Annotated in this window: 24 protein-coding genes; 8 read left to right on the top strand and 16 right to left on the bottom strand. The window is 34.1% G+C overall.

What is annotated here, in order from left to right:
* Positions 1-429 precede the first annotated feature (429 nt).
* From FLAVO9AF_RS07110 to hemN, 3 genes are all read left to right on the top strand, one after another.
* Entirely contained in the window at positions 430-777 is a 348-nt protein-coding gene (locus FLAVO9AF_RS07110) for a hypothetical protein (RefSeq protein ID WP_236552290.1), read from the top strand.
* A 101-nt stretch (positions 778-878) separates the two neighbouring features.
* On the top strand, positions 879-1,352 hold the full coding sequence (locus FLAVO9AF_RS07105) for a hypothetical protein (protein WP_159686326.1): 474 nt from the start codon (positions 879-881) through the stop codon (positions 1,350-1,352).
* A gap of 137 nt (positions 1,353-1,489) precedes the next feature.
* Positions 1,490-2,854: an oxygen-independent coproporphyrinogen III oxidase gene (gene hemN / locus FLAVO9AF_RS07100; RefSeq protein WP_159686324.1), complete on the top strand. Its 1,365-nt coding sequence runs from the start codon at positions 1,490-1,492 to the stop codon at positions 2,852-2,854.
* A gap of 14 nt (positions 2,855-2,868) precedes the next feature.
* Here hemN and FLAVO9AF_RS07095 read toward each other — a convergent pair whose 3' ends face one another.
* The 8 genes from FLAVO9AF_RS07095 to FLAVO9AF_RS07060 form a co-directional block, all read right to left on the bottom strand.
* On the bottom strand, positions 2,869-3,570 hold the full coding sequence (locus tag FLAVO9AF_RS07095; RefSeq protein WP_159686321.1) for a sulfite exporter TauE/SafE family protein: 702 nt from the start codon (positions 3,568-3,570) through the stop codon (positions 2,869-2,871).
* Positions 3,571-3,597: 27 nt separating this feature from the next.
* On the bottom strand, positions 3,598-4,053 hold the full coding sequence (locus tag FLAVO9AF_RS07090; RefSeq protein ID WP_159686319.1) for a FixH family protein: 456 nt from the start codon (positions 4,051-4,053) through the stop codon (positions 3,598-3,600).
* A gap of 31 nt (positions 4,054-4,084) precedes the next feature.
* A complete protein-coding gene (gene ccoG, locus FLAVO9AF_RS07085; protein ID WP_159686317.1) occupies positions 4,085-5,503 on the bottom strand; it encodes a cytochrome c oxidase accessory protein CcoG in 1,419 nt (472 codons plus the stop codon).
* Positions 5,504-5,587: 84 nt separating this feature from the next.
* Positions 5,588-6,532 (bottom strand): cbb3-type cytochrome c oxidase N-terminal domain-containing protein, encoded by a 945-nt coding sequence (locus FLAVO9AF_RS07080; RefSeq protein WP_159686314.1) that lies wholly within the window; start codon positions 6,530-6,532, stop codon positions 5,588-5,590.
* 18 nt (positions 6,533-6,550) lie between these two features.
* Entirely contained in the window at positions 6,551-6,730 is a 180-nt protein-coding gene (locus tag FLAVO9AF_RS07075) for a CcoQ/FixQ family Cbb3-type cytochrome c oxidase assembly chaperone (protein ID WP_159686312.1), read from the bottom strand.
* 8 nt (positions 6,731-6,738) lie between these two features.
* Positions 6,739-8,922 carry a cytochrome-c oxidase, cbb3-type subunit I gene (gene ccoN, locus FLAVO9AF_RS07070; protein WP_159686307.1) on the bottom strand — a complete coding sequence of 728 codons (2,184 nt, stop codon included), beginning with the start codon at positions 8,920-8,922 and terminating at the stop codon, positions 6,739-6,741.
* A 7-nt stretch (positions 8,923-8,929) separates the two neighbouring features.
* Positions 8,930-9,112 carry a cbb3-type cytochrome oxidase assembly protein CcoS gene (gene ccoS, locus FLAVO9AF_RS07065; protein ID WP_064715144.1) on the bottom strand — a complete coding sequence of 61 codons (183 nt, stop codon included), beginning with the start codon at positions 9,110-9,112 and terminating at the stop codon, positions 8,930-8,932.
* A gap of 107 nt (positions 9,113-9,219) precedes the next feature.
* Positions 9,220-11,610 carry a heavy metal translocating P-type ATPase metal-binding domain-containing protein gene (locus FLAVO9AF_RS07060; protein ID WP_159686304.1) on the bottom strand — a complete coding sequence of 797 codons (2,391 nt, stop codon included), beginning with the start codon at positions 11,608-11,610 and terminating at the stop codon, positions 9,220-9,222.
* A 109-nt stretch (positions 11,611-11,719) separates the two neighbouring features.
* On the opposite strand from FLAVO9AF_RS07060, the gene FLAVO9AF_RS07055 reads away from it, so the two are divergent.
* Positions 11,720-12,400 (top strand): Crp/Fnr family transcriptional regulator, encoded by a 681-nt coding sequence (locus FLAVO9AF_RS07055; protein WP_159686301.1) that lies wholly within the window; start codon positions 11,720-11,722, stop codon positions 12,398-12,400.
* Between the two features lie 5 nt (positions 12,401-12,405).
* Here the strand turns inward: FLAVO9AF_RS07055 and FLAVO9AF_RS07050 are convergent, their stop codons facing one another.
* From FLAVO9AF_RS07050 to def, 4 genes are all read right to left on the bottom strand, one after another.
* A complete protein-coding gene (locus tag FLAVO9AF_RS07050; RefSeq protein WP_159686296.1) occupies positions 12,406-13,848 on the bottom strand; it encodes an APC family permease in 1,443 nt (480 codons plus the stop codon).
* A 44-nt stretch (positions 13,849-13,892) separates the two neighbouring features.
* Complete coding sequence (gene mazG, locus FLAVO9AF_RS07045; protein ID WP_159686294.1) at positions 13,893-14,666, bottom strand: nucleoside triphosphate pyrophosphohydrolase; 774 nt, start codon at positions 14,664-14,666, stop codon at positions 13,893-13,895.
* 78 nt (positions 14,667-14,744) lie between these two features.
* A complete protein-coding gene (locus tag FLAVO9AF_RS07040; protein ID WP_159686289.1) occupies positions 14,745-15,218 on the bottom strand; it encodes a DUF5606 domain-containing protein in 474 nt (157 codons plus the stop codon).
* Between the two features lie 78 nt (positions 15,219-15,296).
* Positions 15,297-15,884, bottom strand: a complete 588-nt coding sequence (gene def, locus FLAVO9AF_RS07035) for a peptide deformylase (RefSeq protein ID WP_159686285.1) — start codon at positions 15,882-15,884, stop codon at positions 15,297-15,299.
* A gap of 194 nt (positions 15,885-16,078) precedes the next feature.
* On the opposite strand from def, the gene FLAVO9AF_RS07030 reads away from it, so the two are divergent.
* Positions 16,079-18,292, top strand: a complete 2,214-nt coding sequence (locus tag FLAVO9AF_RS07030) for an FUSC family membrane protein (RefSeq protein WP_159686282.1) — start codon at positions 16,079-16,081, stop codon at positions 18,290-18,292.
* Between the two features lie 53 nt (positions 18,293-18,345).
* Here the strand turns inward: FLAVO9AF_RS07030 and FLAVO9AF_RS07025 are convergent, their stop codons facing one another.
* From FLAVO9AF_RS07025 to FLAVO9AF_RS07015, 3 genes are all read right to left on the bottom strand, one after another.
* Positions 18,346-19,836 carry a malate:quinone oxidoreductase gene (locus FLAVO9AF_RS07025; RefSeq protein ID WP_159686278.1) on the bottom strand — a complete coding sequence of 497 codons (1,491 nt, stop codon included), beginning with the start codon at positions 19,834-19,836 and terminating at the stop codon, positions 18,346-18,348.
* A gap of 131 nt (positions 19,837-19,967) precedes the next feature.
* Positions 19,968-20,378, bottom strand: coding sequence for a Holliday junction resolvase RuvX (ruvX, locus tag FLAVO9AF_RS07020; RefSeq protein ID WP_159686273.1), 411 nt, complete (start codon positions 20,376-20,378; stop codon positions 19,968-19,970).
* Positions 20,379-20,486: 108 nt separating this feature from the next.
* Entirely contained in the window at positions 20,487-21,101 is a 615-nt protein-coding gene (locus tag FLAVO9AF_RS07015; protein ID WP_159686268.1) for a PAS domain-containing protein, read from the bottom strand.
* A 268-nt stretch (positions 21,102-21,369) separates the two neighbouring features.
* Here FLAVO9AF_RS07015 and FLAVO9AF_RS07010 point away from each other — a divergent pair, with 268 nt between their 5' ends.
* The 3 genes from FLAVO9AF_RS07010 to FLAVO9AF_RS07000 all read left to right on the top strand — a co-directional run bounded on the left by FLAVO9AF_RS07010 (position 21,370) and on the right by FLAVO9AF_RS07000 (position 24,176).
* Positions 21,370-22,185, top strand: coding sequence for a 2,3,4,5-tetrahydropyridine-2,6-dicarboxylate N-succinyltransferase (locus FLAVO9AF_RS07010; protein WP_159686265.1), 816 nt, complete (start codon positions 21,370-21,372; stop codon positions 22,183-22,185).
* A gap of 136 nt (positions 22,186-22,321) precedes the next feature.
* A complete protein-coding gene (locus FLAVO9AF_RS07005; protein ID WP_236552289.1) occupies positions 22,322-23,398 on the top strand; it encodes a glycosyltransferase family 9 protein in 1,077 nt (358 codons plus the stop codon).
* Entirely contained in the window at positions 23,388-24,176 is a 789-nt protein-coding gene (locus FLAVO9AF_RS07000; protein WP_159686262.1) for a glycosyltransferase family 2 protein, read from the top strand. The genes FLAVO9AF_RS07005 and FLAVO9AF_RS07000 overlap by 11 nt, the downstream gene beginning before the upstream one ends.
* On the opposite strand, the gene FLAVO9AF_RS06995 is transcribed toward FLAVO9AF_RS07000, so the two are convergent.
* Positions 24,173-24,937 carry a lipopolysaccharide kinase InaA family protein gene (locus tag FLAVO9AF_RS06995; RefSeq protein ID WP_159686259.1) on the bottom strand — a complete coding sequence of 255 codons (765 nt, stop codon included), beginning with the start codon at positions 24,935-24,937 and terminating at the stop codon, positions 24,173-24,175. The two genes, FLAVO9AF_RS07000 and FLAVO9AF_RS06995, sit on opposite strands and share 4 nt — an antisense overlap.
* Positions 24,938-25,009: the final 72 nt, after the last annotated feature.

The following is a 25,009-nucleotide window of genomic DNA, read 5'->3' as shown; positions in this document are numbered from 1 at the left end:
AAAGTTTCAAATTTTCTTGCCAGTTAAAAAAGAATTACTACTTTTGCACCCGCTTTGAGAAACAACGAAAGGCGGAAAAACAAAGAAGAATACGTTCCTAGACATATTGAATTGACAGCCGTTTCGATGCAAATCGAAACAAAGAAATAAGAGTAAGATAATCGAGAGATTAGAATAAAACCGAGAGTAACTGATTCGAATAATAAAATAATTGCACGAATAATGTTTTTCTAATACTAATTTTACGCATTCAAGTTTAAATGAAGCATCATATCTGACTTTTCTTTCCATAAAAATACCCCCAAATAGTGTCTAACTTTTTGGGGGCAGTCTAAAATTGAGGATTTTTTTTATTCATTATACTAAAGATTAACATTCATTTAAGTACATTAATTATCGATACCTATCGGAGAGTTGTAATTTTGCAAGATGACTTTTTTGCGTAAAATAGTAATGCTATCAGGAATATTGTTTTTGTTTTGCCTTGCACAAAACGAAGACAAAAGGCAAAGTATTTCAATTATAGAAACACAAAAAGACGCCAACTTACGCCAACAATTTGTCAGCTCATCTTGTTTTATTCAGCCGAAAACGGTTCATTTTACAGCAATAAGCAAACGTCTTCTTACTCCTATTTTTGCCTTATTCACAGCATTTTTTTCTACTCTACCACTTGTTACCAATGAAGAAGTTATTGCTAAAGCATTTTCTTCAAAAAGCATCAATAGAGTACCTACAGTATCTTTTTTACTCTTTCCCGTCCATTATTTTTGGTGATTGTATTGAAATAATTGCATTCAGATACGCTTTGTGTCTTAATTATTGATTTTCAAAAGTGAATTTCAACATTTCATTATTTATCATTTAAAACAAAAAATATGGATACCGCAGTAACAATCATCGGTTTAGTAATAACCATTTTAATAGCAATCCCCTTGTACTTCGTTATAAGAGGAAATAATATCGACAAAAAGAAAATTAAAGCAATACAAGCACTTCATAATCCAGACAATACCCTAGATTTTGAAGAGACCGAAAAACAAAACAAGAAAGTTTTTTCGATTGACAAAAAGAACAAAGCCTTTCTTTTTATTGATTTCAATCCAAAAGAAACACTCTCTAAATTCATCGATTTAAACCAAATCGTAGGCTGCCATATGCTCTACACAACAGATGCGGAAACTAACAAAACGGTAAAGATTGAATTTGAGTTGCTTTACAAACGCATCAATCACAAAGAAGTTTTTACTGTGTATGATGCAACATTCGACCCTATGAATCAAGTCTGTCTTTTTGAGGATGAAAAACTAGCCAAAAACTGGAGACAAAAGATTAATTCTTTGTTGGTGTAAACCACATAATGCATACATAATTAACAACTGAGGAAAGATTTTTTTTATTCTTTTCTCAGTTTTTTAGTGTTTATGATAAATATCATTTCCTTAGGAAGCAATAACAGATATTTTTGTAGTCTAAATTTAAGTTAATTATGAAAAAAAATCTAATTCAAAAATACAATGTACCAGGACCTAGATATACTAGTTACCCAACGGTACCGTATTGGAATGAGTTGCTTTTTTCTAAAGACTTATGGGTAGAAACGCTAAAGCGCTCATTCAAAGAAAGCAATTCAACTGAGGGTATTAGTTTATACATTCATTTGCCTTTTTGCGAAAGTCTTTGCACCTTTTGCGGATGCAACAAAAGAATCACAAAGAATCATAATGTTGAGCATCCCTACATCGAAGCTTTGCTAAAAGAATGGGACTTATATTGTGAGCTACTTGAAAAAAAACCAATCATCAAAGAGATTCATTTGGGTGGAGGTACTCCTACTTTCTTTTCTTCGGAACATTTAGAGAAATTAATCCACGGAATTCTAAGCAAAGCCAAAAAAGCGCCTAACTATGAATTTAGCTTTGAAGGACATCCAAACAACACTACTAAATCGCAACTTCAATCGCTTTATGGTTTAGGTTTTCGTAGAGTTAGTTTCGGCGTTCAAGATTATTCAGAAACAGTTCAAAACGCAATACATAGAATACAGCCTTTTCATAATGTAGCCAAAGTAACTTTTTGGGCAAAAGAAATTGGCTACACCTCAATAGGCCACGATATAATTTTTGGTCTTCCGTTTCAAAAACTCGAAGATGTTGTTGACACCATCGAAAAAACAAAATCCTTACATCCCGATCGATTGGCATTTTATAGTTATGCCCACGTTCCTTGGATCAAAGGAAATGGACAAAGAGGTTTTAAAGATTCTGATATTCCGAAGGATGAAGAAAAACGTCAACTCTATGAAGTTGGTAAAAAATTATTAAGCAAAAATGGCTACTACGAAATTGGAATGGATCATTTTGCTCTAGAAGAAGACAGTCTTTTTGAGTCATTCAAAAACAAAACACTACATCGCAATTTTATGGGCTACAGCTCCTCTAAAACGCAACTTATGATTGGTTTGGGTGTATCTTCAATAAGTGATAGTTGGTATAGTTTTGCTCAAAATGTAAAAACCATTGAAGAGTACTATGAATGTATTGAGAAAGGAGAATTACCTGTTTACAGAGGTCATATTTTAACTCCAGAAGACTTAATCATCAGACAGCATATTCTTAATCTAATGTGTCAATTTCAAACTTCTTGGAAAAATGAAGACACTTATTTTGAAGAGCTCCCTAAAGTTATTGCACAGTTAGAGGAAATGCAAAAAGATGGATTAATCACCATCAAGAATCAAAAAATTACCGTTTTGGAAGCTGGAAAACCTTTTGTTCGTAACATTTGTATGGCCTTCGACTTACTACTAAAAAGAAAAGCACCTGAAACGGCGCTTTTTTCTATGACTGTATAAAAGTAAAATCTTTTTTAATGGCAATTTGGATTCTGTTGCACAAATAAACTTGTTGTATTGGGCGAAATATATGGAATCCCTAAGCCTAACCCTCTTAGAATAAACAATACGCCAATAAATACGGCAACATAAGGTATTATTTTTTGAATTTTATTTCGAACCTTTAGCGTCAAAAAAGAGTTGATATATACTACTATGCTCATCAAAGGAATCGTTCCTAATCCAAACAAAATCATATAAAAAACTCCCATTTCAGGGCTTTGCATAGCAATAGCACCAAAGAGAGCTACATACACCATTCCACAGGGTAGAAATCCATTAAACAAACCAATTGTAAATAATGACTTGTACGTTTTTTGCTTGAATTGACTTCCTAGTTTTTGCTTCAAATTAGAAATTAATCGATAAATGGGTTTCGAAAAATTGTACTTTGCAAAAATGTTTTCTGGGATTAAAACCACTACAATCATTACAATACCAATAACAATAGAAAGTTTTTGCTGAATTCCGGCCATAAAAAAACCTTTGCCTAATAATCCAAAAAGCAATCCCATACTTCCATAGGCCGTGAGTCTTCCAATATGATACGTTAAAATCTGAGTTACCTTCTTAGCCTGATTTGAGCGATCTACTGGCAAAAGCATTGCTATAGGTCCGCACATCCCAACGCAGTGAAAACTACTTATTAATCCGAATAAAAAAGCGGTATATAACATTTGGAGATAACTTTAAATGCTTATTACTTACTTGATGTAAATCGTTTCTTTGGTCAAATAGGCTTTGCCTTCATACTGCCATTCCATATTGATGTCCCAACTTCCTCCAACAAGGTTCGTTTTTGGAATATGCAAAACTGGTTCTGTCAAGACTAATTTCACTTGAAAATCCAATTTCTTATTAGATGGACGGTATAAAGCTACATTACCAGTAATTTTTTTTGGATCAAAGTTCGCTGGAAAAGTAATCGTAACTTCATTTTCCAATTGTGATACTAGAGGCTTATTAGGTAAATCTTGCGCATTTTGAACCCTTTGCATTTCTTCTTGATAATGAATATCGTGTTTATAATATTCCTCAACCACTAAGTCATTATCGTATTTAGAATCTGATTGTACTTTTACAACAAAGTAAAGGATAAACGTCATAAACAAAGCAAAAGCTACTACAATGTATGTCCCCCAATTTAACTTTAATTTCATCTTTTTATAATTTATTTATTTAAAAACAATACTAATCAAAACTACGTGGTCCTAAAAAATTGGTCGCTGTAGTTTGTATCAATTCATCGCCTTCGTACACTTCTATTTCAACTTTGGTTTTATCGCTCTCTAATAAGTATTTATTGATTTCGATAAAAAGGGTTCCACTACTCATACCTTGTCTTGGCACCACTAGATTTTGTTTTCCTACCACATTCAATGTTCCTTTAATGTCTTTTAATTTAAAGTGAACATCTTTAATTTCATTATTTGACTTATTGATAATCTTGAAGGTGTATACATTGCTTATGTTATTGCCTTTGTGTTGAAACAATTGTCCAGGCAAGCGCAAAATAGACGTTTCTATTTCTGCACGTAAAAACAACAAACCAGAGAGAATTCCAATTAAAATAAACAGCACAGCACTATAGCCTTTCATTCTAGTTGTGAACTTGAACTTTTCGTTTTTCTCAATTTCATCTTCTGAAGCATAACGAATTAATCCTTTAGGCAAGCCAACACTTTCCATAATCGTATCACACTCGTCAATACAAGCCGTACAATTGATACACTCTAATTGAGTTCCATTTCTAATATCAATTCCAGTTGGACACACATGAACACATTGTTTACAATCAATGCAGTCGCCTTTTCCCGTTGTCGCTCTGTCTTCTTGTTTATTAAATTTTGCACGTCCTTTTTCTTTTTCTCCACGTACAAAATCGTAGGCTACATTTATTGATTTATTATCTAACAAAACACCTTGTAAACGACCATACGGACAAGCAATAATACAAACTTGTTCTCTAAACCAAGCGAAGACAAAATAAAATACTCCAGTAAAAATCAATAGTGAAATTAACGTGCTCAAATGTCCTTTAGGCCCATCTTCAATCATATGAAGCAACACATCACTACCTATTAAATAGGCTAAAAATACGTTGGCAATAAAGAAAGAAATCAAAAGAAAGATAAACCATTTTGCAACTTTCTTTCTTATTTTATCAGCATTCCATTCTTGCTTATCCAATCGGATTTGAGCTCCGCGATCACCTTCAATCCAATATTCAATTCTTCTAAAGACCATTTCTAAGAAGATGGTTTGAGGGCAAATCCATCCACAAAAAATACGTCCAAAAATCACAGTAAATAGTATCACAAATACTACTCCCACTATCATGAACAAAACAAAAAGATAGAAATCTTGTGGCCAAAATGGAAAGCTAAAAATATTAAAACGACGTTCTAAAACATTGAACATCATAAACTGATTGCCATTAATTTTAATAAATGGATTGGAAACAAGAATGATCAACAAAAAATAACTTAACCATTTGCGATAGTCGTAAAATTTCCCAGAAGGTTTTTTGGGAAAAATATACTTTCTATTGCCTTCTTCATCGATAGTTGCAATACTATCACGAAAAGATTCATCAGGTAAAACTGCCATGGCTTTTGTTTTTATAAGACTTTTTAAAACGACTGTGTCAAAGCAAAACACTTTGACACAGACTATACAACTATTAAAATTATATTATTTAACTTGAGTGCTATCTTTAGCTGCAGCAACTGGAGCAGTAGCGCCGTCTGCTTTTGGAGCGGCATCATCAACCCAAATTTCACCATCTGGAGCTTTTGGATCTTTAGGGTTAGTACCTCTTAAAGATAATACATAACTTGCCACTTTTTGCATTTCTTTTGGTTTTAATGTTCCTTTCCAAGAAATCATTCCTTTTCCGTCACGACCACCATTCATAATGGTATGAAAAACGTTTTTGATACCTCCACCCAAAATCCAATGATCATCGGTTAAGTTTGGACCAATTTGACCACCGCCATCTGCACGGTGACAAGCAGCACAATTGGTCGTGAAGATTTCTTTTCCAATCGCTAATTCAGCTGGATCAGTCAACAAAGTAACTGTTTTCTCATCCATCAAATCAGGAGCCGTTTTCATATACTCGGCCACTTCAATTTTAGCTTGGGCAATTTCATTTTTCAATTCAGTTTCTTGATCTGGAGCGCCTAATATCTCATAACGAATTAAATATACAGCTGCAAAAACGATACAAGTATAGAATAAATACACCCACCAAGGCGGTAGACTATTATCTAACTCACGAATACCATCATAATCGTGATCCAAAAGCAACTCCCCTTCTTTTTCAATTGGAGCCGATTTGGTTAATTTTTTCATTAGATTTTTATACCAATCACTTTCTCCTAAACTTACAGAAGAAGCTTCTTCTAATTTGGCTTTTTGCTCATCTGTTAATAAGCTATACGTAATAGCATCAATAGCGCTTACCGTTATCTCGATGGCAATCAATAAGAAAAGAAAGACAAACAAGAATACAGAAACCATTGGGAATTTAATAAATGCAGGACGATCCCCTGAGTCGATAAAATACTCCATCGCACCAAAAACAGCGAAGAAAATAAGGGGAACCCTAACGTATACTGGAATTAATTTTTTCATTTTTTTTACGCTTTAAAATTATACAGAAGGATTGTCTTCAAGAGGAATATTGCTCATTTCTTGAATGGTTTCTTTTTTATATGAAAACACCCAAAAAGCTAATCCTACAAAGAAGAAAAAGAAAATCAATAATGAAAGTACTGGATAGATTTCAATCCCTGCAATCGTCTCCATATTGTGTTTAATTTGTTCAAACATCGTCTTTCTTATTTATTGTCCTTTACTTTGATATCAGTACCTAAACGTTGCATATAAGCAATCAAAGCTACAATCTCTCTTTCGTTCATCGGAACAAATTTCTCTCCTCTTGCTTCTGCTTTCTTTTTACTCTCTTCGTAACTTTTCACGAAGTCAGGATCATTTTTCAAGCTCTCTTCAATTTTGATAGCTTGTGCTCTCAGGTCTTTTTGTCCGTTGGCAATTTGTGCCTCTGTATATGGAACACCAAGAGTAACCATTGCTTTCATTTTCTTTTCGGTCATAGAAACATCCATCGGCTTGTTATCAAACAACCATTTGTAACTTGGCATAATAGAACCTGCTGAAATACTTTGTGGACTCCAGAAATGGTTAAAGTGCCAGTTATCATTGTATTTTTGACCAACACGTTGCAAATCTGGACCTGTTCGTTTTGACCCCCAAAGGAATGGATGATCGTAAACAAATTCTCCTGCTTTAGCCTGAGGACCGTAACGCTCTACCTCACTTCTGAATGGTCGAACGGATTGAGAGTGACAGCTAACACAACCTTCACGGATGTACAAATCACGTCCTTCTAATTCTAGAGGAGTATAAGGTTTCACACTCGCTATGGTTGGAATATTCGATTTGACCATAATAGTTGGAACAATTTGAATAATACCTCCAATTAAAATAGCTACAGTAGCTAAAATTGCCATTTGTATTGGTCTTCTTTCTAACCAAGTATGGTATTTTTCACCTCTAAAACGTTTTGAGCTGATATCTTGTAGTGCAGGAGCTTCTGCTAATTCATCTTCAATTGCATCGCTGTTGCGCACGGTTTGTACAATGTTATACACTAACACCAACATTCCAGTTAAATACAAAGTTCCACCAACAGCTCTCATCCAATACATTGGCATAATTTGAGTTACTGTTTCTAAGAAGTTTCCATAAGTTAATGTTCCATCAGGATTGAACTGTTTCCACATTGAAGCTTGCAAGAAACCTGCAACATACATTGGTAATGCATAAAGTATAATTCCTAAAGTTCCAATCCAGAAGTGGAAATTCGCCAATTTAGTAGAATATAAAGTTCCTTTTGACATTCTTGGGATTAACCAATAAATAATACCAAAAGCCATAAATCCGTTCCAAGCTAATGCTCCTACGTGAACGTGTGCAATAATCCAATCCGTATAGTGTGCAATAGCGTTAACATTTTTCAAAGACAACATTGGTCCTTCAAAAGTTGCCATACCATAACCCGTCATTGCCACTACGAAGAATTTCAAAACAGGCTCAACTCTAACTTTGTCCCAAACGCCTCTCAAAGTCAACAAACCATTAATCATACCTCCCCAAGATGGCGCAATCAACATCACTGAGAAAACTACTCCTAAGTTTTGTGCCCAAGTTGGCAATGCAGAATACAATAAGTGGTGTGGTCCAGCCCAAATGTATAAGAATATCAGTGACCAAAAGTGAATGATTGATAAACGATAAGAATAAACAGGACGATTGGCTACTTTAGGCACAAAATAGTACATTAAACCTAAGAACGGTGTTGTTAAGAAAAATGCCACTGCGTTGTGACCATACCACCATTGTACTAAAGCATCTTGAACCCCAGCATAAACTGAGTAACTTTTCATTGCCGAAATAGGCAATTCTAAACTATTGAAGATATGTAAAACAGCTACGGTAATAAAAGTAGCTATGTAAAACCAAATCGCTACATACAAGTGACGCTCTCTTCTTTTAAGCATTGTTCCAATCATATTGATACCAAAAACAACCCAAATCAAAGCAATAGCAATATCAATTGGCCATTCTAGCTCAGCATATTCTTTAGATGAAGTATATCCTAAGGGCAATGAGACTGCTGCGGCAACAATGATTAACTGCCAGCCCCAAAAGTTAAGATTACTCAAGAAATCGCTAAACATTCTTGCTTTTAGTAATCGCTGTAAAGAGTAGTAAACCCCGGCAAACATTGCGTTTCCTACAAAGGCAAAAATAACAGCGTTAGTATGTAAAGGTCTCAATCTACCAAAACTTAACCAAGAAATCCCCTCGGTTACGTTTGGAAAAAGAAACATAAAAGCCAAAATAAGGCCCACAAGCATTCCCACAACACCAAAAACGATGGTTGCGTAAATGAACTTCTTTACAATTTTGTTGTCGTAATAAAATTGTTGCATTTCCATAATTAAATTAGTTTTCTTTTGTTATTGTTGATTTTTGATTTTTTTTGGCTAACTCATCATCAAAGAGCATTCGCACAGAAGGGGTGTAATCGTCATCGTATTGTCCGGTTCTTACTGCAATAACAAAAGCAACAAAAAAGCCTATAGCGACAAAAATACTGATGGAGATTAAAAGATAAATGACACTCATACTATAAGTTTTATATGGACAAAAATACTTTTAAGAAAAATTTCAAAATATGACTTTTATCATATTTAATCTTGTTTTGTTAAAATTATGCAAAAAAAATAATATTTCTAACTAAATCTGTTAGTTTTTTTTCGTGCATAGTAATTACTCATAATCGTTACAAAACTCACTATCGTAATGGTACTCAGAGGCATAATGATGGCAGCGACCAACGGCAAGAGGTTTCCAGTGATAGCAAATGATAACCCCACTACATTATACAACAAGGATAATCCAAAGCTCATTTTTATGGTTTTTATAGCGTCTTTGGACAGATTTAAAAAGTAGTTTAATTTGAAAAATTCCGAGGCATCGAGAATCGCATCACAAGCTGGTGAAAACACATTTACATTCTCTGAAATTGAAATTCCAATATTACTTTGCGCTAAAGCTCCAGCATCATTTAGACCATCGCCCACCATCATCACATTTTTGCCTTGCTCTTGCAATTCTTTGATAAAAGCTAATTTTTCATCTGGTTTTTGATTAAAAACCAATTCCACACCATCAGGAAGTATTTTTTCTAAAGTAGGCCTTTCACCTTCGTTATCTCCGGATAAAATTTTTACTTCATACTTTTTATTCAACAACTGAAATAAATCTTCTAAACCAGTTCGATATTCATTATTAAACACATAATGACCGTAATACACCTCATCAATTTTGATATGAACCGCGGTTTGCTGCAGCCCTTCCTCTTGCACTTTACCTACAAAAGAAGCAGAACCAATTTGAACTTGCCTATCTAAAATCTTGGCTTGAATTCCTTTTCCCGGAATTTCATCAAAAAGAATAACTTTTTCTCTTTTGGTTTCAGGCAAAAAATCATAGAGCATCCTACTCAAAGGATGATTAGAAGCTCTCAAAACACTCTTAATCAAAGCTTGTTCTTCAATGCTCAACTCAATACCCTGATAACTAATATTCGATTTTTTATTGGTCGTTATAGTTCCTGTTTTATCAAAAACTATAGTATCGACTTTGGCCAATTGTTCTATTACCAAAGCATTTTTGAGATAGAACTTTTGTTTTCCCATAATTCGCAACACATTCCCCATAGTAAATGGCGCAGTCAAAGCCAATGCACAAGGACAAGCTACAATCAAAACTGCGGTGAAAACATTGAAAGCCGTATTGGCATCAAAAAATATCCAATACCCAAAACCTGCAAATGCAATCAATAACAAAATAGGAGTGAAATAACGCGAAATTGCATCGGTAATGGTTTTGTGTTTTTGCTCGACTTTCTTCTGAAAAACATCATTACTCCACAACTGCGTCAAATAACTTTGAGAAACAGAATGCAATACTTCCATTTCGATTACTTTCCCAATTTGTTTTCCTCCTGCGAAAATTTTATCTCCTGATTGCTTCACAATTGGAATTGCTTCACCCGTAACAAAACTATAATCAATCTCTGATTTTTCGCTAATTAAAATACCATCAACAGGTATCAACTCTTGATTTCGAATCAATAAACGGTCTCCTTTTTGAATATCAAAAACAGGAATACTTTCTTCAGAAGCATCAGGATTAATTCGGGTAATAGCAATAGGAAAATAGGATTTAAAATCTCTTTCAAAACTCAGAAAACTATAGGTTTTTATCTGAAACATTTTTCCCAAAAGCATGAAAAAAATCAGTCCACATAAACTATCAAAAAATCCAGAACCGTAATCCATGATAATATCAAAGGTACTTCTGATAAACATGACTACTATCCCAAGCGCAATTGGAATATCAATGTTCAGCATTTTGGAACGAATACTTTTATAAGCCGATACATAATATCCACTTGCCGAATAAAAGAAACTAGGTAAAGAAAGGGCAAAAATCAACCAACGAAAAAAACCACGATATTGATTCAACCAATATTCTTCCACTTCAAAATATTCAGGAAAAGAGAGCAACATAATATTACCAAAACAAAAGAAGGCTACCCCTAACTTGTAAGTCAAACTTCTATCAATCTTTTCTTTTCCAGTCTCGTAATTCTCAAGACTTATGTAGGGTTCATACCCAATAGAACTCAAAAGATAAACGATATCTTTTACCGATACCAAGTTTGGATTGTAATTGATTCTAACTTTCTTCTCAGGAAAGTTAACCTGCGAAGTATTGATTCCTGGTTGCAATCTTTGCAGATTTTCTAAAATCCAAATACAAGAACTGCAATGAATATGTGGAATGCTTAAGGAAATAATTTCTGTGTTTTCTTCCTGAAAATCAAGAAGCTTGGCAACAATAGTTGGGTTATCTAAAAAATCATATTTTCCTGCAATGTCAAGAGGCGTTGCTCCAGGCGATTGTTCAAAGTCATAATAGCAAGAAAGGTCATTCGCACTAAATATTTCATAAACCGTTTTACAACCGTTACAGCAAAAAATCTTAGTATCAAAATGGATTTCATCAGCCTTCTCAATGTCTAAGCCGCAGTGAAAACAATTTTCTTTTTCCATAATTTATTTTTCCTATTAAAGTGCCGCAAAGGTTGCCAATTGATTCGCTTAAAAATATGATTTTTGTCATAATTTTGTTTATTTTTGCTCAAAATTATTCCAGACATTAATGAGCAAATGTGAGCAATGTATTGTACGTGAATTTAGTTCTTTAAAAGCACTAAACAAAGAAGAACTCTTAAAAGTTGCTAGTTGTAAAACTTCTTACACCATTAAAAAAGGTGAGCCTCTCTTTGAAGAAGGTGAAGTGATTAACGGTGTGTATTGTGTTAAAGATGGTTTTTGCAAACTATCCAAACTCAGTACCAACGGAAAAGATCAAATTGTAAAATTGGTAAAAGCTGGTGAACTTCTTGGCCAGCGTTCAATGGTTAGTGACGAACCTGCAAATCTTTCAGCTATAGCGCTTGAGGATATGGAGGTATGTTTTATTCCAAAATCTGAAATCTTGAGTTTTTTCAATAAAAACAATCAGTTTTCATTAAGCATGATGAAATCTATTTGTGGTGACTTGAAAGAATCTGATTTACATGTTGTCTCAATGGCACAAAAGACAGTCAAAAATAGATTAGCAGAAACCTTAATTTATTTACAAGAGACTTTTGGCAAAAATACCGACAACACACTCAAAGTACAACTTTCTAGAGAAGAATTAGCGGGAATGATTGGTACTGCTACTGAGAGCTGTATTCGTATTCTATCCGAATTCAATAAAACTGGATTAATTGAATTAGTGGGCAAAAAAATCGCCATTAAAGACTTGAATAAGCTAAAAAAAGTAGCCGAATAAGCGCTTTACTCTTTCTTAAAAACAGCATAGTAAATAGGAATTCCCAAAGCAACAATTGCTAGTCCAATTCCTGTATTTACTGTTTCATAAACTAAGAGTGTCAAACATATACCTGTAGCAACTAGAATGTAAAGTGCAGGAACAATAGGATAACCCAATGCTTTGTATGGTCGCAACGCATTGGGTTCTTTTTTTCTTAAAATAAAAACACCCAATATCGTTAAGATATAAAACAATAGAGAAGCAAAAGTGGCATAGGTCAATAAATCACCAAACTTTCCAGATACACAAAGCACAGATGCCCAGATACATTGTACCCAAAGCGCCTTGGCAGGTACTTGATGTTTATTGAGTCCTGTAGCTTTTCTAAAAAACAATCCTTGATTAGCCATTGCATAAAATAATCGTCCTCCCGATAGTATTAGTCCACTATTACAACCAAAGGTGGAAATCATTATTAATGCGGTCATCACGAAAACACCCGTATTTCCCATAATCATACTCGCAGCTGCAGCACCTACTCTATCATTGGAGGCGAACATAATTCCGTTTGCAACTACTTCATTACTATTAGGACTTCCGTGCATTGGCAATAATGATAGATAAGCTAAATTGGCCAAAACATAAATCACGGTAACAATCAAAGTTCCCAAAAACAAACTTCTTGGAATATTTTTCTTGGGGTCTTTTATTTCACCTGCGATAAACGTGACGTTATTCCATGCATCACTAGAAAACAATGAATTTATCATCGTAGCAGTAGCTGCTCCTAAAATTGCTGTTCCAACTAATTTTGTCACTGTAACAGAACCATCAGGATGCACAACTGTCTTGCTAGCTTCCCACATATTGCTGAAATTAGCCGACAAAATATCTTTTTGTAACCCAACATAGATTCCTAAAATTATAAGCGCAAAAAGTGCCAATAATTTAGTAGCCGTTAATATCAATTGAATCCATTTTCCGTTCTCGATTCCTTTGGTATTAATATAGGTCAAAATAAAAATACTAAAAACGGCAAGTACCTGTTTATTAGAAAAAACAAAACTCCCAGATTGGAATAAAACGGTATCCAAAACAGGAAAAAATACAGCACTGTAATTCGCAAATGTAACAGCAATAGCAGCAATTACGCCCGTTTGTATCACCGAAAAAACCGTCCAGCCGTAGAGAAAAGAAACCAGGCGACCGTAGGCTCTTTGAATGTAAACAAACTGTCCACCTGCATTAGGCATCATTCCTGCCAACTCTCCGTAACTCAAAGCAGCAGCAACAGTAATCAAACCGGTCACAACCCAAATCAATAGCAACCATGCGGCAGAACCAACATCTCTGGCCATCGCTGATGTAACAATAAATATCCCTGAACCAATCATTGATCCGGCTACTAAGCTAGTAGCGTCTAATAACCCTAAAGAACGCTTTAATTCGGTTGTGTTTGCTGACATGTATGAGTTTGAATAAAATAGAATATAAAAGGCTTAATTTGAATTTAAAGTTTCTTGGCTTCGTTCCAAAAAACATCCATTTCTGCCAAAGTCATATCCATAAGCGGTTTCCCTAGTTCTTCTGCTTTGCTTTCTAAGTATTGAAATCGCTTGATAAACTTTTTGTTGGTTCGTTCCAGAGCATCTTCGGGATTGATGTTTAAAAAACGGGCATAATTAATCATTGAAAATAAAACATCTCCAAACTCCGATTCCATTTTGTCTTGATTTCCCGACGCCACTTCTTCTTGAAGTTCTTGCAATTCCTCTTGCACTTTGTCCCAAACTTGATGCGGTTCTTCCCAATCAAATCCTACTCCTTTTACTTTATCTTGAATTCGGCTAGCTTTCACCAAGGCTGGTAAACTTCTAGGAACGCCTTCTAAAACTGATTTTTTTCCTTCTTTTAATTTAAGTTTTTCCCAGTTTTGCTTTACCTCTTCCTCATTCTCCACTATAGTATCTCCATAAATATGAGGATGACGATGAATGAGTTTTTCGCAAATTTCATTACACACATCGGCAATATCAAAATCCTGTGTTTCGCTACCAATTTTGGCATAAAAAACCAAATGAAGTAGCAAATCACCAAGCTCTTTTTTAACTTCATTTAAGTCATTATCTAAAATAGCATCCCCTAACTCATAGGTTTCTTCAATGGTTAAGTGACGTAATGATTGCAAGGTTTGTTTCTTGTCCCAAGGGCATTTTTCTCGCAATTCGTCCATTATTGTTAACAATCGATCGAAGGCTGCTAACTGGTCGGCTCTAGAATTCATGATTTTGGTTTTTGGTAAAAATAAAAAAATCCTGTCAAGAAAACGACTTAACAGGATTTTATATTGGTATAAGTACTACTACTCTTTTTTAGCTTTCGCTTTTTTTGGTTTTGCTTCAGCAGCTACTTCCTCAGTAACTGATTCTTCTTTCCCAACCGCTGGTGGCGCATCATCAGTAACTAAACCTCTTTCTTGTAACATATTGTACCAGTTCAAGATTTTTTTAATATCTGATGCATATACTCTTTCTTCATCATATTCAGGAAGCACTTCTCTAAAATAAGCATTCAAAGTAGCGTTATCTTCTTTATGAGAAATAGCCTTTCCGTTGTTCTCTTTTTTAGCAATATTCGACATTACTTCAGCCAAAGGTTTCTCAGCATCATAAGTATAAACAGAGATTTCAGTCAACAAACTCACGTTACTTTTTAAACTTACTGTTACTTTTTTTCCATCTAATAAAGATTCTGCAACAAAACCTGTTCTTGTTTGTACTTTCAATGCAAATAAACCTGGTTTACCTGAAATCGCTAAAATTTTTTCTAAATTCATTGTATCTATTTTTATTGTTGGTTGTTAATAGTTTGGCTAGCATTATTTTGAAAATAAGCAGTAAAACTACACCCTAATTTATCTTCCTTTTTTGGCAAAAAATTTCATTCGGTACTCCTGAAATGTTTTTCCTTCCATGATATTTTTCAACTTCTTTTGAATCAATCTTTTTTTCAAAGATGATATTTTATCTGTGAACAAAATCCCTTCAATATGATCATATTCGTGTTGAATAACTCTTGCTATCAAACCCTCAAAAACTTCGGTTTTCATCACAAAATCCTCTTCACAGTATTCTATCGTCACAATCGGTTTTCTGTAAACGTCTTCACGCACATCTGGAATACTCAAACAACCTTCATTGAAAGCCCATTCTTCACCTTCTTCTTTGATGATTTTGGCATTAATAAATGTTCTTTTGAAACCTTTTAACTGATTTTGAGCCGCAGTTTCTAAATCGTCATCATCACTGAACGGTGTCGTATCAACTACAAACAAACGCAAAGGTAAACCTACTTGCTCTGCAGCCAAACCAACTCCAGAAGCATTGTACATGGTTTCATACATGTTTGCAATTACTTCTTTTAAGTTAGGATAATCTGGAGTAACTTCTTCTCCAACTTTTCTTAAAACAGGATCACCGTACCCTATAATTGGTAAAATCATTATTAATGTAATTAAGTTTATGCCACAAAAGGGATTCTTTCCTTTTTTATTGGTTGGCAAAAATAGTAAAATTTCAACAATGCCGAATTCCTAATGGAGAATAAGTTTCGTTTTTCCTCAATTAACCAAATTCGAAGCACAATTGTACATCTTCAGAAGCATACAATTCTTACCTTTGAAATGAAATTACCACTATGTTTGAAGAAATACGAAAATTTACCGATAGCACGCATTTCACCAATGCTTTGAAAGTCACTATAGCAACAGTAACTCCAGTGTTGGTTTTTGCATATTTGGGACATTTTGAAGTAGGTTTCACTATTGCTTTAGGTGCTTTTTTCACCTATCCAAGTGATATACCAAGTAGCTTGAAGCATAAAATTAATGGGCTTATAGTAGCTGCTATTTTGGTTGCTTTTGCCAATTTATTGGTCAATCTGGCATATCCTTACGGAATTATTTTTTATCCATTATTTGGCTTGCTCATTTTTCTATTCTCGATGATTTCGGTGTATGGACAAAGAGCAACAGCGGTTTCATTTTCGTGCCTATTAGCTATTTGCTTATCGTTTGCTCATTTGCATTCGGGTTGGGAAATGCTGCAATATTCTGGATTAATGTTTGCTGGAGGATTATTTTATCTCTTGATTTCGTTGGTTTTTTATTACCTAAATCCGTATCGTTTTGTTGAATTGCAATTGGCTTCTTGTATTGACTTGACTGCAAAATATTTAAAACTTAGAGCAGATTTATGGAAAATTGATGCGGATAAAAAAACGATAACCGAAAAACAACTGGCTTTACAAGTCGAAATCAACACCAATCACGAGAATATTCGAAAAGTATTAATAGGTAACCAATCATTATCTTCGGATTCGGCTCAAAATCGAAAACTCTTGATTGTATTTGTCAATCTAGTAGAAATATTAGAGTTGGCATTGGCTACCGCTTTTGACCACAAAACGCTACACGAAAAATTTGACGCCCATCCTCAAATCATCAAAAGCTACTCCACAATTGCGACCAATTTAAAAAAGACCTTGAAGCAATTGAGTAAAAATATTGAGAGCAGAACAACCTATCGCTCCAAGCATTCGTTAGTAGATGATTTGAAAAAATTCGAAGCTACTATTTTAGAATATGAAAAAAGTCTAGGAGAAGATTTAGCAAAAGAAGGAGTAATTATGTTGACCACTATGTTGCATTATGCAGAAAGTCAGGTCGAAAAAATAAAGATTATTGAGCGCGCTTTTAATCTAAAAATAAAAGAGGAAGATGTTGTGGTACATCGAAAAGAGTTGGAAAAATTCCTTACACCTCAGTATTATCCCTTGTCTACATTTATTAATAACTTGAGCTTCTCCTCTACTCTTTTTAGACATTCACTACGCTTATCGATTACACTCTTGTTTGGGTTTTTGATTGGTACTTTTTTGCCTTTTCAAAATGTATTTTGGATTTTACTCACCATCATTGTAATCATGCGACCTGGATATGGGCTAACCAAAGAACGTTCGTTTCAGCGAACTTTTGGAACTTTCCTTGGAGGCTTCATCGCTTTTGGTTGTATCTACTTCATTGACAATAATGTCGTTTTGAGTTTGATGGCTATTTTATGTGTGCTTCTGGGTATGTCTTTTACCAACATTAGTTATAAAATCAGCGCTACTTTTGTAACGATGTATGTGGTTTTCTTGTACAGTATACTTACACCCAACATTGCCAATGTAATTGAATTTAGAATTATTGACACCATAGTTGGAGCTGTTTTGGCTTATACTTTCAATCATTTTGTTTGGCCTTCTTGGGAATTTATAAATACACCCAACCATATAGAAAAAGTAATCCTCGCCAATAGAAAATACCTTAATGAAATTGCACTTTTCTACAACAAAAAAGGAAGTGTTACAACGGTTTATAAGGTCGCTAGAAAAAATGCCTTTATTGAGATTGGAAACCTTATGGCATCGTTTCAACGTATGAGTCAAGAACCAAAGTCAAAACAAAAAAAGATTGCTCAAGTATACAAATTGACTGTTTTGAATCATACCTTACTTTCTTCCATTGCATCAATGGGAACATACATTCAATCACACAAAACAACGGCTGCTTCTGACGCCTTCAATCGTGTGATGGCAACTGTCTTACAAAACTTAGACGATGCATTACTGGTTTTAAATCCCTCCTATTCCTCTGAAACCAATCCGATTTCAACTTCTGAAAAAGCAAAAGGATTTACGGAACTTATGGCTATCCGATTAAAGGAAATCACTGAGAAGAACCCTTCAGACGCCGCCAATAAAGTTCAAATGCAAGAAGCGCAACTTATTATTGAACAATTGGTTTGGTTGATTAATCTTTCTGAGAATATTCTAAAAAACACAAAATTACTAGTAGAAAAAGAATAAAAAAAGCCTCAATTTCTGATTGAAAAAGAGGCTTTCTAAAAACTATTGCTATTTTATAATTTCAACACTTCAGCGGCATTTGCTCTAACTTCGGCCAACAAAGCTGGATTTTCATTTAACGCTTGACCATAAGAAGGAATCATTTTTCTGATTTTCTCTTGCCATTCCGCAGATTGCATTTCTTGCTCGAAACATTTTCCAATCAACTCTAGCATTATACTTACAGCAGTAGATGCACCAGGAGACGCTCCAAGTAAAACTGCCAAACTTCCGTCTTGCGTATTGATTACTTCTGTTCCAAATTCTAAAACACCGCCTTCTAACTCATCTCTTTTGATTACTTGTACACGTTGTCCGGCTTTCTCTAAATGCCAATCTTCAGATGAAGCGTTTGGGAAATATTCTCTTAAAGCCTCAATACGCTCTTCTTGAGTAAGACGTACTTGTTCTATCAAATATTTCGTTAATGGCCAATTCTTCAATCCAGCTGAAATCATCGGATAAATATTATCTAACTGAATAGATTTAGGTAAATCAGTATAAGAACCATTCTTTAAAAATCGCGTTGAAAATCCAGCAAAAGGGCCAAACAACAAGGCTTTTTGACCATCAATCATTCGAGTATCTAAGTGAGGAACCGACATAGGAGGCGCACCAACACTGGCTTTACCATAAACTTTAGCAGCATGCTGCGCGATAACTTCTGGGTTGGTACACTTTAACCATTGTCCGCTTACTGGAAAACCACCATATCCTTTTCCTTCTTCTATTTTTGCTTTTTCTAACAAAGGCAAAGAACCACCACCAGCACCAATAAATACGAACTTAGTATAGGCTTTTCTTTTTTGTCCAGTGGCTAAATCTGTGATTTTGATTCTCCAACGTTTGTCTTCTGTTTGTTTTAACTTTCTAACTTCGTGGTCAAAGTAGATAGTTACACCTTCCAATTGAGTGAGGTAATGCAACATTTTTTTTGTCAACTCACCAAAGTTTACGTCGGTACCAATATCCATTTTGGTAGCTGCTACCTTCTTTGATGCTTCTCTACCATTCATAACCAATGGCATCCATTTTTTTAATGCTTCAAAATCTGTAGCATACTCCATGTCCTTGAATAATGGACTCTTTTGAAGTAATTCGAATCTATTTTTCAAGAACTCGACATTTTTTTCTCCCCAAACAAAGCTCAAGTGAGGTACTTTGCTAATGAATTCTTCTGGACTAGTTATTTTATTTTGTTGGATAAGATACGCCCAGAATTGTTTAGAAACCTCATACGATTCGGCAATAGCAATGGCTTTTTTATCTGAAATAGTGCCCGCTTGGTCTTCAGGAGTATAATTCAGTTCACAAAAAGCAGAGTGTCCTGTACCAGCATTATTCCATGCATCAGTGCTTTCAAGAGCTGCTGCATCTAATCGTTCAAAAATTTCAATTTGTAAATCGGGTTGTAACTCTTTAAGTATCAAACCTAGAGTGGCACTCATAATTCCTGCACCAATTAAAACCACATCACTATTGGTACGTATTGTTGTATCTGGCATAATCATTATTTTTTTTAAAGGTGCAAAAGTAGTCTTTAAAAAATCAAAATAAAACCAAATTTGTAAAGAGTTAATTTACAAAACCAACAATAAAAATAAAGTATGTTATAAGTTAAACTAAAGCAATAGAATTACTTTCTGTTCAGATAATCTTGTAGCATTATTGTAGCCGATATTTCATCGATAAGCGCTTTATTTTGGCGCTGTTTCTTGTTTAATCCGCTATCAATCATCGTTTGAAAAGCCATTTTAGAAGTAAATCTTTCATCGACACGAATGACTTTCATCTCAGGAAAATGATTGGTAAAATGCGTCACAAATCCTTTGATGATAGAGGCGCTTTGAGAAGGCTCTCCGTTCATTTGTTTGGGTTCTCCAATCAATACCGCTTCTACTTTTTCTTTGGCAAAATACTCTTTCAAGAAATCAATTGCAGTAGCTGATGGGATAGTTGTTAAGCCAGAAGCAATAATTTGCAATTCATCAGTAACTGCTATTCCAGTTCGCTTTTGTCCGTAATCTATGGCGAGAATTCTTGGCATTTGTAACTTTTTTATTGGCGCAAAGATACACAAAGAAATCTATTGAATTCAAAAACACAAACCTCTCCAATGTATTGAAGCGGTTTGTGTATATTGCAATTCAAAAAACTAAAGAATACCAAAAAAACGTTTAAAGAAACCTTTTTCTTCTTCAACCGCAATTGGTGTCTCAGGTCTTTGTGAACGCTCGTATTCAGTAAACAAGTCATTGATGTATTCAACGTAAGAACGATTTTTTTCTTCTAAAAATCCTATCAAATATTTTTCGCTGTATTCAACTCCACTTGCTTTCTCAATTTGCAGCAATTTCTTATATAATGGTTCAATGTAATTAGTGATTATTTCTTGAGGAACAGCTCTTCTTCTACCAAAGTAATGGGTAATTTCTCCATCTTCATTTTTGGTTGATTCAAAATCAGTAACCACCCAATAGTACCTACCTGATTTTGCTAGATTTTTAACAACAGCGTGAAAATTACCTCCTAGTTTTAGATTTTCCCACAATACTTTAAAAAGTACTTTTGGCATATCTGGATGTCTAATGATACTATGAGGTTGTCCCATAAGTTCGTAATCTTCGTATCCGCAAACATCCACAAAAACCTCATTTGCATATTCGATGATTCCTCGATGGTCGGTTTTACTCATAATGACTCTCGACTTGTCCCAAACTACCTCTTTGTCAATGATAGTCGGCTGTTTAAATAACTGATTTGATTCCATTTTTTTGGTTTAAGGTTGGTTTTACTTTTGTATTGCTTATCGTACAATTAAGATAAAGGGCAAAAATATATATTACACATTTTTTAAAATATGATTTTTATCATTTGCCTTTCGATATCGATATCGAAAATGGAATTTTCTTTTGTTTTACGCTTATAGATTCGTTTTACTAATTATTTTTCACAAAAAGATTAAAAATGTTACTATTAATTGAACAAAGTTAGATTTACAAAAAATCGAATTATCTTTGTAAAAAAATATTTTTAACATGAACGAATTACAAACTATAATAGAACAAGCTTGGGAAAACAGAGCTTTATTACAAGAAACTACTACAACTGATGCAATAAGAGAAGTAATTGAATTACTTGATGCAGGTAAACTTCGTGTTGCAGAACCTGTTGGAGATGGATGGCAAGTAAATGAATGGGTAAAGAAAGCAGTGGTAATGTACTTCCCTATTCAAAAAATGGAAACTTGGGAATCTGGAATTTTTGAGTATCATGACAAAATGTTATTAAAAAGAGGATATGCTGAAAAAGGAATTCGTGTAGTTCCCAATGCCGTAGCACGTTATGGAGCATACATCTCAAGTGGTGTGATTTTAATGCCTAGTTATGTTAATATTGGTGCTTACGTAGACGAAGGAACTATGGTTGATACTTGGGCTACTGTTGGAAGTTGTGCCCAAATTGGTAAAAACGTACACTTAAGTGGTGGTGTTGGTATTGGTGGTGTATTGGAACCTTTACAAGCAGCTCCAGTAATTATTGAAGACGGTGCTTTCATTGGCTCTCGTTGTATTGTTGTTGAAGGTGTTCACGTAGGAAAAGAAGCGGTTCTTGGAGCTAATGTTTGTTTAACTGCATCTACAAAAATTATAGACGTTACTGGTGATGAACCTGTTGAAATGAAAGGCTTTGTTCCTGCACGTTCAGTTGTAATTCCTGGAAGTTATACTAAAAAATTCGCTGCTGGTGAATTCCAAGTTCCTTGCGCTTTAATTATTGGAACTCGTAAACCTTCAACAGACTTAAAAACCTCACTAAACAATGCACTTCGCGAATATGATGTAGCAGTTTAATTTCAATAAAAAATGCTGAAATTCCAAATTCCAATTGACTTCAAGAGGAATTTGGAATTTTTTATTTCTAGAACAAATTAGCAATATTTGTTTTTTTTGCTTCAATTTGTAACTGTAAAAAAGATGCCGAAATAAAATGAAAATACTTGTCATACAACAAAAAATGATTGGTGATGTTCTTATCAGTTCTATCATTTGTAATAATCTAAGAAAAGCCTATCCCAAAGCTCAAATTGATTATTTGGTTTATGAAGCTACAACTCCCGTTTTGGAAGGGAATTCAAGTATTGACAATATCATTTTATTTCAAGAAAAACATCGTAAAAGCAAGAGTGCTTTATTACAATTAGCACTTTCAATCCGAGCTACAAAATATGATATATTAATTGATGCTTACTCAAAACTAGAAAGCTGGTTAATCGCAGCCATAAGTGGAGCCAAAAGAAAAATATCCTATAAAAAACCAGGACGTACTTTTTTATACACTGATAATGTACCTTTTGAAGCTTATCCAGAAACCAATCTTGGTTTAGCTATCGAAAGACGCCTTTCGTTAATTAAACCTCTGGGATTATCAATATCCATAGATCCTTTACCTCAATTATTCGTAACAGAGGAGGAAACCAGTAAAGCGAAGACACTTTTAGAACAGCATCTTGTAAAAAGCGATAAAAAGAAAATAATGATTAGCCTTCTGGGCAGTGAGAACTTAAAAACCTATCCACTGCACTATATGGCTACTGTAGTAGATAGCATTGCTAGTAATAGAGATGTTGCAATTCTTTTCAATTATTTTCCAAAACAGTTAGAAGCTGCCAAAACCGTTTATAATGCTTGCCAAAAAGAAACCCAACAAAAGATTTATTTTGAGGTATTGGGAGGAGATTTGCGCTCCTATATCGCCCTTATGAACGAATGTGACGTAATTATAGGTAATGACGGAGGAGCTATCAATATGGCAAAAGCGTTAAACAAACCTTCCTTTATCCTCTTTTCTCCTTGGATAGAAAAGAAAATTTGGGCCACTTTTGAAGATGGCATAAGACATTGTTCTGTTCATCTTCAAGATTTCAAACCTGAATTATTTACTTCAAAATCAGAAAAAGAACTTAAGAAAGAAGCGCTTGAATTGTATCAAGAGTTCAAACCTGAATTTTTCATAGAGCAGTTAAATCAATTTCTAGATCAAAATGTAACTGATTTTGGAAAATAGTAGTAGCAATTCTGCAAAATTAGAAAATGGTTTAAGTGCTTTAATAATCACTTTCAATGAAGAAAGTAATATAAAAAGCGCCATCGAAAACTTGTCTTTTGCTGATGAAATCATTATTGTAGATTCTCACAGTACAGATGCTACGGTAAGCATTGCGTCAAGTTTTGAAAATGTGAAAATCATCCAAAACAAATTTATCAACTACGCCGACCAACGCAATTTTGCGATTAATTTGGCTTCCTATCCTTGGATTCTTTTTATTGATGCCGACGAAAGAATCAACCCAGCTCTCGAAGAAGAAATAAAAAACATCATTCAAAAAGAAAACTCGATTATTGCCTATGAATTCAATCGGACTTTCTTGTTCAATAAGCAACCCTTACATTTTAGTGGCTGGCAAACCGATAAAATTTATCGCCTTTTTCGAAAAGAAAATGGGTACTATGATGGTAACAAAATAGTTCACGAAAAACTGATTGTCAATGGAAAATCAGGTGCAGTTAAAAACAAACTCCTGCACTATTCTTATACTGATTATTCTAGTTACAAATACAAAATGATTCAATATGGAAAAATGAAGGCTATAGAGGAATTGAACAAAGGTACGGTTCCAAATGTTTTTCATTTTTATATTCGACCCGCATATCAATTCCTATATCAATACATTATTCGATTAGGAATATTAGATGGAAAGAAAGGAATGATTATATGCTATTTGAATGCTTACAGCGTTTATGAACGCTTTCAAGAATTAAAAAAATTGCGTTCAAACAACTAAGCCTTCCAAAATTTTAATTTCTTTTTCAATCGTTGCTTTTTGGCAAATTTTTGTTGAAATTCTTGAGTAAAAAACCACATTTTTTCAAAAACAATTTCTTTAGGTTGGGGATAAAACTTTGCATATTCATCACTCATTATAGCAATCATTTCCTTTTTTGGCGTCAATCTACTTAGGTTTTTCATTCTCATATCAAAATCCATAGTTGTATGGAAATTCATTCTATTTAGATCTACCAAATAAAAAGCATATTTCTGGTCTCCAACTTTTTTAATCAAAGTATTCCCCGGCGAATGGTCTAAAAACTCAATTCCTTTCTCATGTAAATCAAAACAGAATTGTGTAAACTGTCGTAAGATGATTTCATTTTCAGGATATTCTGGAATTTCAACCAATTCTCTAAAAGTTAATTCGGTTACCAAATGTTCACTTACGTAAAAACTACTCGTCAAACCAAGCCAATTATAATTCTCTAAATAAGCGATAGGCTGCGGAGTACCAATTCCTTTTTCTAGCAAAGTGGTTGCATATTCAAAAGAACGTCTTGCTTTTGATTTCCTAAAATAACGATAAGCGATTTTATTGATTAGATTCGGAATTTTGAATGATTTTATATTGATAGTACGATCATTCCATTCAAACAATTTAATTTTATTTCGTTGCCCATCTCCAAAAAGAGTACCAGATGATTGAAAAGTAAAGATGTACTCTTGAATTTTCGCAGCAAAAGCGGCAAATAATGGACTTACTATATATTTCATATACTAAATGAATTAAAAATTGAAGACTCAAATTGAAATTACTGCTTAAAGGATTAGCCTCTTTCAAATAAA

It is taken from the genome of Flavobacterium sp. 9R (assembly GCF_902506345.1).
Taxonomy (GTDB): domain Bacteria; phylum Bacteroidota; class Bacteroidia; order Flavobacteriales; family Flavobacteriaceae; genus Flavobacterium.
The sequence above is the reverse complement of the archived record's forward strand: the minus strand, read 5'-3'. Positions and strand labels throughout refer to the sequence as shown.